This window comes from Malonomonas rubra (assembly GCF_003247215.1).
GTDB classification, from domain to species: domain Bacteria; phylum Desulfobacterota; class Desulfuromonadia; order Desulfuromonadales; family Geopsychrobacteraceae; genus Malonomonas; species Malonomonas rubra_A.
The window spans coordinates 1-8,783 of sequence record NZ_QKAP01000122.1; the positions used below are offsets into that span (position 1 = coordinate 1).

Below are 8,783 nucleotides of genomic sequence, written 5' to 3' on the forward strand. Positions count from 1 at the left end.
TGGGTCAACACCCGACAGCCACTCGCGGTTACTGCAACAATATCCTCAATACGAACCCCGCCTTTTCCAGGCAGGTAAATGCCAGGCTCAATCGTAAAAACCATGCCGACTTCGGCGACCGCTTTTGATTGCGGTGAAACGCGCGGCCATTCATGTACTTCCAAGCCGACCCCGTGACCGAGCCCATGACCGAAATAATCACCAAAGCCTTGCGCCGCGATATATTCACGGGCGACGGCGTCTATATCGGCCAACCGTTCCCCCGGTTTCACTGCGGCAATTGCACGATCATGCGCCTCAAGTACGACATCATGCAAACGTCGCAGATCATCGGCTACAGAGCCAATCGCCAAGGTCACAGTTTCGTCTGAATAATAGCCATTGCAGCGAGTACCGAAATCGATCGTAATCAGCTCACCGGCCGCAAGTCGACGAGTCGACGCCACACCATGCGGCAATGCCCCCCGTTCACCGGATGCGACAATAAAATCGAACGCTTTGTCCTCGCCGCCCAACTTGCGCAAGGCCACTTCAAGCTCCAGGGCAATGTCACATTCACGCGCGCCCGGAATCAGCAGCTGACGAATCGACTGCAAGGCTGCAGCATTATAATCTGCCGCACGACAGATACAAGACAATTCGTCCTCGTCTTTACGCTGCCGAATTCGGTCGGTCGTTGTAACGGGGACCCAGGAAATGTCGGTAGTGGCGCTTTTCAACTCCTGATGCAAAGCGTAGCTGACCTTGGCAGCTTCAAAGCCAACACGGCTGCAGTTCAAATCTCGCAGCAAGGTAACGATGCCATCGTGCTTGACTTTAAACGTACGCACCGGCATGCCGGTTTCAGCTTCAGCCTGCGTGGTATAACGGCTGTCCGTCAGAAAATAGGCATCCGACAGAGTGACCAGCAGCAAAGCCTCACTGCCGGTAAATCCGCAAAGATAGCGGATATTGGCCATATCGGTGAAAAGCAGCGCGTCGAGCCCCTGCTCTTCGATGATATTGCGGGCTGCAAGCCCTCTGCCTTTTACCATAGCGGAAATTTAACTACAATTGGATTTATTTAGCGTCGCTAAAAGCCCTTGCAGGGCAAGAAGATAGCTCGTCGCACCGAAGCCGCTGACCTGACCGGCTGCAACAGGAGCTATATAGGAGTGCTGCCGAAACGGCTCACGAGCATGAATATTTGATAAGTGGACCTCAACGACCGGTATTTTCAACGCGGCAATTGCATCGCGCAGGGCGACGCTGCTATGCGTCAGTCCGCCGGGATTGATCAGAACCCCCAAAGTGTTGTCGACAAGGGTTTGATGGAGGCGGTCTATGAGCACCCCCTCATGGTTCGACTGCAGAGATTCCAGTTCAGCACCCTCTTTACCAGCAGCGGCCTTGAGCATGTTGTCTATATCTGCAAGCGTCTGGTGCCCATATACATCAGGTTCCCGACTTCCGAGCAGATTGAGATTAGGGCCATGAAGTACGAGTACTTTTTTCATTGCATCAGCTCAGAGCTGCAAGAAGTTTTGGCGCTTCGCGCATCATCAGATAGCGACCTTTACCAAAATTCCCGCGTCGTTCCAGGGTCAGCGCCAGAAAATACTCGTCCGTAAGGGCTCGAATGATTACGAAGAAACGCTCGGTCTTAATGGCCACCTCTTCCATCATCCCCGTATCAAGTATCTCAACCGTCTTCTTGATTTCCTTGAGTACGTTGGCATATTCGACTGCCATCATCTGGAAATCGAGCCCTTCAATCGGCTCAAGATACTGCTCGACTGCTATGCCGTCATAGCCCATCAGAACGGCACCTACGCCTCCCCCCGATTGTTTGACCAAACCTTGCAAGATTTCGTTAAACACTGTTCCTCCTCGCCTGGATGGCCGTCAACCATCCCTCCAGGGTCTCAAGTACAGAAGTCGTATTCTTAGCTGGTGATTGAACTGATGCGGATTGTTTATCTGGAACGACAGGCGGGTTCTGCGACTGCATCGAGGCCGGCGCCTCCCCTCGCAACAACTTTTCGAGGTCTGCTATTTTCTGCCTCAAGCCAGCGTCTTCGGGAGTAGCGACAAGTAACTCGCGGTAAACCGTCAATGCCTGTCCATACAACCCCTGTTCCATGTAGATTTCTGCGATGGTTGCCGTTGTTATCGGCTTCATTGCGCTGCCTGCTGGACGAGAAGCGGCAGAATCGCTGCTTTGCGCAGCGGGCTTTGTCTCAGAAACCGCAGCCGGCTGGTGTCCGGATGGTAACGACGCGGCCATCTGCCTTAATGCTTTGTCTGCAGGAAACAGCTGCATTGCCTTTGCTACGATGACTGCGGCTGCATCCAGATCTCCTTGTTCACGTTTTAACCGTGCCATTCCTTTATAGGCATCGATATTGGAAGGGTCGGCCTCAATCGCGCGCTGAAAAGAGACTGCAGCTTTACCCAGGACCTGTCGCTGAAGATAAATTCGGCCTACAGCGGCATGTCCCGGTGCATACTCCGGATGCATCCAGGTACCACGTAATGCTACTTCAAGCGCATCGTCCAACTGGTTTGCCTGACGGTAAGCATCAGCGAGTTGCACAAAGGACTTGGATCCTGGATTTTTAGCCAGTTCGCTGTCTAGATTCGCAATGATCCTCTGCAAATCCGTCATTTCAGCCATCAACTACTCCTAACCACCGCTCATCCGAAACAATTGTGCTTCAAGATTATGAATTTCTTGGACTAAACAGTCGCCGATGCCGCGATTCAACACCATTCGCAGCATTCCCTGGCTGACTTTTTTATCATGCATCATTGAGGCAACGTATTCCCGGACTGAAAAATCCGGCGGTGTCGTTGGCAAACCAAACCGACACAAAAGCGCTGCGATGCGATTCACATCATCAGCGCTGCACAACATCTCTTGCGCGGCTACTTTCGCTGCGACAACCATGCCGATTGAAACGGCTTCGCCGTGTAAGTAGCTTTTATAACCTGTCAGGGTTTCAACCGCATGGCCAAAAGTGTGCCCATAATTGAGAATGGCGCGCAACGACCCTTCTTTTTCATCAATTTCTACAATATCCGCCTTGGTTTGGCAAGATGTCTTTATGGCATGCAATAGAGCGGATGTATCCCGCAAATTCAAGGCCTCGACATTCTCTTCAAGCCACTCAAAAAATGGATAATTACGGATCACGCCATATTTCACGACTTCGGCAATACCAGCACGATATTCCCGTTCAGGCAACGTCCGCAGGAAATCGACGTCAATACATACCAATCTCGGCTGTGAAAAGGCCCCTATAATATTTTTACCCTGCGCATGATTAACTGCAGTTTTACCTCCTACAGAACTGTCCACTTGAGACAATAGCGTCGTAGGAACCTGCACACAGGGAATGCCTCGCATATACGTTGCCGCAGCAAAACCGGCAACATCCCCGACCACGCCACCACCGAAAGCAAGAACACCGCTACTCCGATCAATACCAGCTGCCATTAATTGATCATAAATGGATGTCAGCGTCGACAATGTCTTGTATTCTTCGCCGTCGGGTATGGTTATTATCAATGGGTGCTGATTAACCGAAGAAAAAACCTGCATCAACCGTTCGCCATGGTATGCCATGACGGTAGGGTTTGTAATAACAACCAGCCTTTTAGAAAATCGAATGTTTTCAAGAAATTCAGGCAGCGATGTAAACACTCCTGAGCCAAAAATAATTTCGTAACTTCGGTCATCGAGCCCAACAACAATTTTATTTGCGATGTCAGAGCGCATTATCTACCTTAATCAAAATTTCATTGACAACTTCATCAGCTGTTAAACAATCGGTATCCACTATAATATCAGCTTGTTCATACAAGAGTATTCTGCTGTCCAATAATTTTTTAGTTCGTTCCCAACCCTCCTCTTGACTAGCGAGAGGACGCCCTTTCCCTGAACCAAGTCGTGACTGCAATATTGGCCAAGTTGCGCGTAAATACACTATCAAGCCTGTTTCATGCATCATTGCCCAATTTTTATCCCTGCCGACGATACCCCCTCCGGTTGAGACAACGGATGGATGCTGATGCAGAAGATCAGACAGCGTCGTTGACTCAAGCTCTCTGAAGTATTCCTCACCATTAAGTGAAAATATTCTTTCTATCGAAAGTCCTGATTTTGATTCAACGATAGTGTCAGTATCCAAGTATTGCATGTTAAGACGTTCTGACAATAATTTACCGACTGTCGTTTTTCCAGCCCCCATAAAACCGATCAAAAAAATGTGCCTTTTCATCGATATCCTTGATACAGACGATAAAAGGACAGGCAAGCCTGTCCTTTTATCGAAGAAGAACTCCGCATATTTATTATTCGATAATTCGCGGGGTAATAAAAATCATCAATTCAGCACGGTTTTTATTTGTTCTGGTAGCTTTAAACAAGTTCCCAAGCAATGGGATGTGCATCAGAATAGGCACACCGTTCTCGCTGAAATCCTCTTTTTCAACGTAGACTCCACCAATAACCATGGTGTCTCCGTCTCTAACCAGCATTTTGGTTTCTGCTTCCTTCTTATCGATCGATGGGGCTGATCCGGCACCAGTTAAAACCGTTGTCCCTGGAGAACTATTCGAAGCTTTCACCTCCAGGATCACTGTATTATCGGGGTTAATAACAGGAGTAACCTCCAACGCCAATGCCGCTTCGATCAATTCGGTCGTTATTTCGTCATTCGATACTGTCTGGTATGGAATCATCGTACCTTGAGAAATCTTTGCCTTTTCACCGTTCAAGGTAAGTATGCGCGGATTCGAAACCACGCGGCCATCACCAGCTGCTTCCGCCGCGGAGAGACGCAGGTCAAGAATCGTGGTGTCCACACCGAGGGCACCCCAGGTAAAACCGGTACCGATACCAGCCACAGAACCCGTTGTTGCATTCGGCGGAATCACGAAATTCCCCCCGAATCCCGTACGCGCAATCGTATTTTGCGTACCGGCCGGGTTTTGATCATAAAGGATATTCCAGCTCACCCCGAGGTCAAGACTAGCCGTGGTACTGACTTCGACGATACGGGCTTCGATCAGCACCTGGCGTTCGGGAGTGTCCAGTATGCTGGCAAGCTCCTTGGCACTTTCGATTACCTTGGGAATATCACTGATGATGAACTGCTTGTTACGCGCATCCTCTGTAAGCTTCCCGCGATCAGTCAAAAGACCCTTGACCGGGGTGGCGATATTTTTGAGATCGGTGTAGCTGACCTTGATGACTTCAGTGACGAGGTCTTCAAGTTTTTCTTTTGTTCGCGCGGCGGTAAACTTGGACTCCTCCATCGTGCGAATGGCTTCTCTTGGCAAAATCCGGGCAACGTTACCCTGACGGACCATCCCCAGATCTTTTGTCTCGAGAATCAAATCAAGGGCCTGATCCCAAGGCACATCGATAAGCCGCAGGGTAATGGTACCTTCAACACCATCGCCGGCCAGGATATTCAACTCGCTTACCTCAGCGATCAACTGCAGAATATTGCGAATATCCGCGTTGTCAAACACCAGGGAGATCCGTTGTCCGGAGTAATTCGGCCCGGCTTCCTCGCCAATGGCCTTGGGAGTAGACGGATAACCTTCTGCCATGGCCATATCTTCCATCGAGGCGGTGGCCAGGTCCGATTGACCAGGACCCTCGCCGCCCTCTGCTTGCATATCGAGGCCCGAGGTAGTTTTAGGCAGATCCATCGAGGCAGGCATGTCAACTGCAACCTGTTCAGGTGAAAATGGCCGCGGTTCGGCAAAACTGCCATTTTGCACTTTGAGCTCGAGCAGTCCATTGACCTGTTCAAGCGTATAAGGTGCTGTCCCTTTTAGTTCGACAGCGAATCGCACATCCTGATTTTTGCCAACCTGCACCGTATAGGGTGTGACCAAACGAATAGCACTGGGGAATGACGAAGCATCGATTGCGCGTCGTAATGCTCTGCTGATCGACGCATTCTTGATCCCAAAGCCGATAATGTCCCCTTTTTGCGAAGGCGAAATAATCGCTGGCGCGCCATCGGTCTTTATACGAAGAACCGAATAACCGTCTTCGATTACAAAATCTACCGCGTCGACGGTAACCGTGGATTTCGATGAGCCCATGGTAACGGGAGCAGGCATTTCGGCAGCAGAGGAGCCGGCGCCCCATGAGACGACAACATTATTCCCGGTGCTCGTAACCGCGTATTCCGGAACATTGCCCGTTGCATCAAAAACAAACCGAATCTTATCTTTATAAACACCGACTCGGGTTTTCTTGAACCCATCAGTCAGGTTAAAACTGCGCTTGCTAAAATCCGCTTTTACATCATAGATATCGACAACAAGACGCGACGGCCCATTCAAGGTGAAATACTTGAATATTTCAACGTGACCATTTGCCTCAATCGTTACAGACTTGCCATGAACTTCCAAACCGTTGATCGCATCGGCATTTTTGAGATTTGCCGGTTGTACTTCTTCAACGGCTTCTGCAACTACGGGCTTTTCCACGACAGGCGTTGGTGCAACTTCGCTCGTGGCCACAGGAGCTGCAGCCGGCTCCTCAACAGTTGGCTTGGGCTCTTCAGCCTGTGCCGCCTGCACCGCAGACGTCAATACGAGCAGGAACTCGTTATCGTTGATCGTCACGTCATAGTCAGATGAATTAGACAGAACGACTTCAACCCTGCCCAACTTGCCAGAAGTTAAATCGTAGGAAGAAACATCAACCTTTGATACGGGAGGCATATCTGATTTGGATAAGGATTGAACCCCCGCTACGTCCATTCCGGGGAAATCGAGAACAACCCTCACCGGATCAATTGAATCATAAACCGTATACCTGTATCCAACAGGGTTTTCGGTAACGATCCTTATCGCCGGCTTACCGTCATGCTTCTCCATGGACAAAGAAACCATCTTGTTCGGTGCTGACTCAGCCAGGCAGGAAACAGCCGGCAGCAACAAGGTAACAACAACAGTCGCCAAGATGGCCTTAAAGCCGACAAAACGCGCTCCAATCATCCGCTCGATCATTTACTTAGATCCTCCTCGTTGCGGAAGCTTAATTTCTTCGACACTCGTCTTAATATCACCGGTAAAATCCATATACTCTTCAAGCACTTCTACGGAGTCTGTCGTAACCTTCGTTACAACTCCGTTATTTTTTCCAACCTTGACGCCTTTTTTCAAAATAAAAGATTTGCCATCAGGAGCGATCACCATCGCCCTCGGATCACCTTTGCCGATGATAACCCCAATCAGACGCAGCTGATTCAGATCGAACTTTTGCAAAGGAGTCAGAGGTACGCCGGCATCCGACACTTCCACAAGTATGTCCAGCGGGCTTTTAAAGGGATCTCGAGTACCTTCACCGTTGTACACATAAACCTGCTCTTTAACCTCGGTATTCTCTACTACTGCAGCGGCCTTTGGAGCGACAGCCTTCTTCGCCGCTGGAGGCGGAGCATTTACTGCCTGATCGGACTCCTCGCACCCCGCCAACAACCCAAGGGTCAGCAATGAAAATGTGACGATAGATATGACATGTCTTTTCATTTGGCGCTCCCTTTCTTTGGTGCCGCGCCGGTATTTCCTGTCGCCCCCTCTATAAAGCGGAAGGTTATCGCCATACAATCGACACTCAAATTATTCTTGGAACTGTCACCTTTTTTGCTTTTTATAAGGCCAATTTTCACATCGCCGATGTTTACAATACGAGGCAAGGTACCTATCTTGTAGAAAAAGTTGGCCAGTTCATGAAAGGAACCTTCCAGTTTCAACGACACCGGGACTTCAGCGTAAAATCCTTTGGGGACCTCTGCTCCAGGCTTGAAGGTAAGTACATCCAAGCCGCTTGTCTTGGCCGTAGACGAGATGCTCGTCAGCAGCGCAGGAATTTCTTTCCCGTTCGGCAACTCGGACAAGGCTTCATCCAGCTTGCTCAGGAGCTTTTCATACTCCGCTTTATACCTTGGCAAGTTGGCTGCCACGCGGCTGTCTGCATCGATCTTGACCTGCAGATTCGCACTCTCCTGAGTAAGCTCCGAAAGCCTCTCTATACCAGGAAGCACCAGAGCCCATCCGTACAAGCCCATCAATGCCACAACAAGACCAACGAGCATCAATACGCGCTGATATTTCGGTCTCTTAAGTACCCACTCAACCCTTGGGTTCATTGCTTATAATCCTCAAATTATTTATTTGATTTTACCTGAGGTTCAAGCGAGCATTTAATTGAAAAATGCTCTAAAGCACGGCCCTTTACCACCTTTTCATCTATAACAACCAATTCAACATTCTGATAGAGCGGCGAATTTTCAAGGTTGCGCATAAAATCCGCGACTGTTTCCTGATTCAGACCAACTCCCTTGATATCAACGGCCGCGCCGGCAAGTGCAAAGTTCTCAACCCACAATTTTTCGGGTGTTGCGTGACTCAATTCATCTAGAATGCGGACAGGTCCGGTTCGATTCGACCTGAGTTGGTCAAGAATTTGCAGCTTGGACATCAACTCCTTTTTCTTGGCCTCTATCCCCCTCACTTCACCAATTTGCTTATTGAGCTGCTGCTGCTTGGCTTTTTTAGCGGCGACTTCCAGCTCCATCTCTTCAACCTTTGATGCCACCATGACAGACGCAGCAATACATACACCTACTGCGAGGCACAGCACTAGGCCAGCAACCACCAACTGGGCCTGAAGCATCTCCTTCTTCTGGGCCGCACGAACTGGTAACAGGTTAATCCGTATCATTTGTCACCCATCCTCCTCATGGCTAGCCCGACTGCAACAGACATCA

General features: G+C 49.6%; 10 protein-coding genes. All 10 read right to left on the reverse strand.

What is annotated here, in order from left to right:
* The coding region (locus tag Q7J88_RS12915) for a Xaa-Pro peptidase family protein (RefSeq protein WP_303722646.1) at positions 1 to 1,034 on the reverse strand (1,034 nt) is incomplete at its 3' end.
* A 9-nt stretch (positions 1,035 to 1,043) separates the two neighbouring features.
* Positions 1,044 to 1,496, reverse strand: a complete 453-nt coding sequence (aroQ, locus tag Q7J88_RS12920; RefSeq protein WP_303722647.1) for a type II 3-dehydroquinate dehydratase — start codon at positions 1,494 to 1,496, stop codon at positions 1,044 to 1,046.
* A gap of 4 nt (positions 1,497 to 1,500) precedes the next feature.
* Positions 1,501 to 1,860: a roadblock/LC7 domain-containing protein gene (locus Q7J88_RS12925; protein WP_303722648.1), complete on the reverse strand. Its 360-nt coding sequence runs from the start codon at positions 1,858 to 1,860 to the stop codon at positions 1,501 to 1,503.
* Positions 1,853 to 2,656 carry a tetratricopeptide repeat protein gene (locus Q7J88_RS12930; protein ID WP_303722649.1) on the reverse strand — a complete coding sequence of 268 codons (804 nt, stop codon included), beginning with the start codon at positions 2,654 to 2,656 and terminating at the stop codon, positions 1,853 to 1,855. Before Q7J88_RS12930 ends, Q7J88_RS12925 begins: the two co-directional genes overlap by 8 nt.
* 9 nt (positions 2,657 to 2,665) lie before the next feature.
* Positions 2,666 to 3,760: a 3-dehydroquinate synthase gene (gene aroB / locus Q7J88_RS12935; protein ID WP_303722650.1), complete on the reverse strand. Its 1,095-nt coding sequence runs from the start codon at positions 3,758 to 3,760 to the stop codon at positions 2,666 to 2,668.
* Positions 3,750 to 4,262 (reverse strand): shikimate kinase, encoded by a 513-nt coding sequence (locus Q7J88_RS12940; RefSeq protein WP_303722651.1) that lies wholly within the window; start codon positions 4,260 to 4,262, stop codon positions 3,750 to 3,752. Before Q7J88_RS12940 ends, aroB begins: the two co-directional genes overlap by 11 nt.
* 73 nt (positions 4,263 to 4,335) lie before the next feature.
* On the reverse strand, positions 4,336 to 7,020 hold the full coding sequence (gene pilQ, locus Q7J88_RS12945) for a type IV pilus secretin family protein (RefSeq protein ID WP_303722652.1): 2,685 nt from the start codon (positions 7,018 to 7,020) through the stop codon (positions 4,336 to 4,338).
* The gene (locus Q7J88_RS12950; protein WP_303722653.1) at positions 7,021 to 7,542 is read right to left on the reverse strand and encodes a pilus assembly protein PilP; all 522 of its coding nucleotides are present in this window, start codon (positions 7,540 to 7,542) and stop codon (positions 7,021 to 7,023) included. It lies immediately after the preceding gene.
* A complete protein-coding gene (locus Q7J88_RS12955; protein WP_303722654.1) occupies positions 7,539 to 8,162 on the reverse strand; it encodes a type 4a pilus biogenesis protein PilO in 624 nt (207 codons plus the stop codon). Before Q7J88_RS12955 ends, Q7J88_RS12950 begins: the two co-directional genes overlap by 4 nt.
* Positions 8,163 to 8,179: 17 nt before the next feature.
* The gene (locus Q7J88_RS12960) at positions 8,180 to 8,737 is read right to left on the reverse strand and encodes a PilN domain-containing protein (RefSeq protein ID WP_303722655.1); all 558 of its coding nucleotides are present in this window, start codon (positions 8,735 to 8,737) and stop codon (positions 8,180 to 8,182) included.
* Positions 8,738 to 8,783 lie beyond the last annotated feature (46 nt).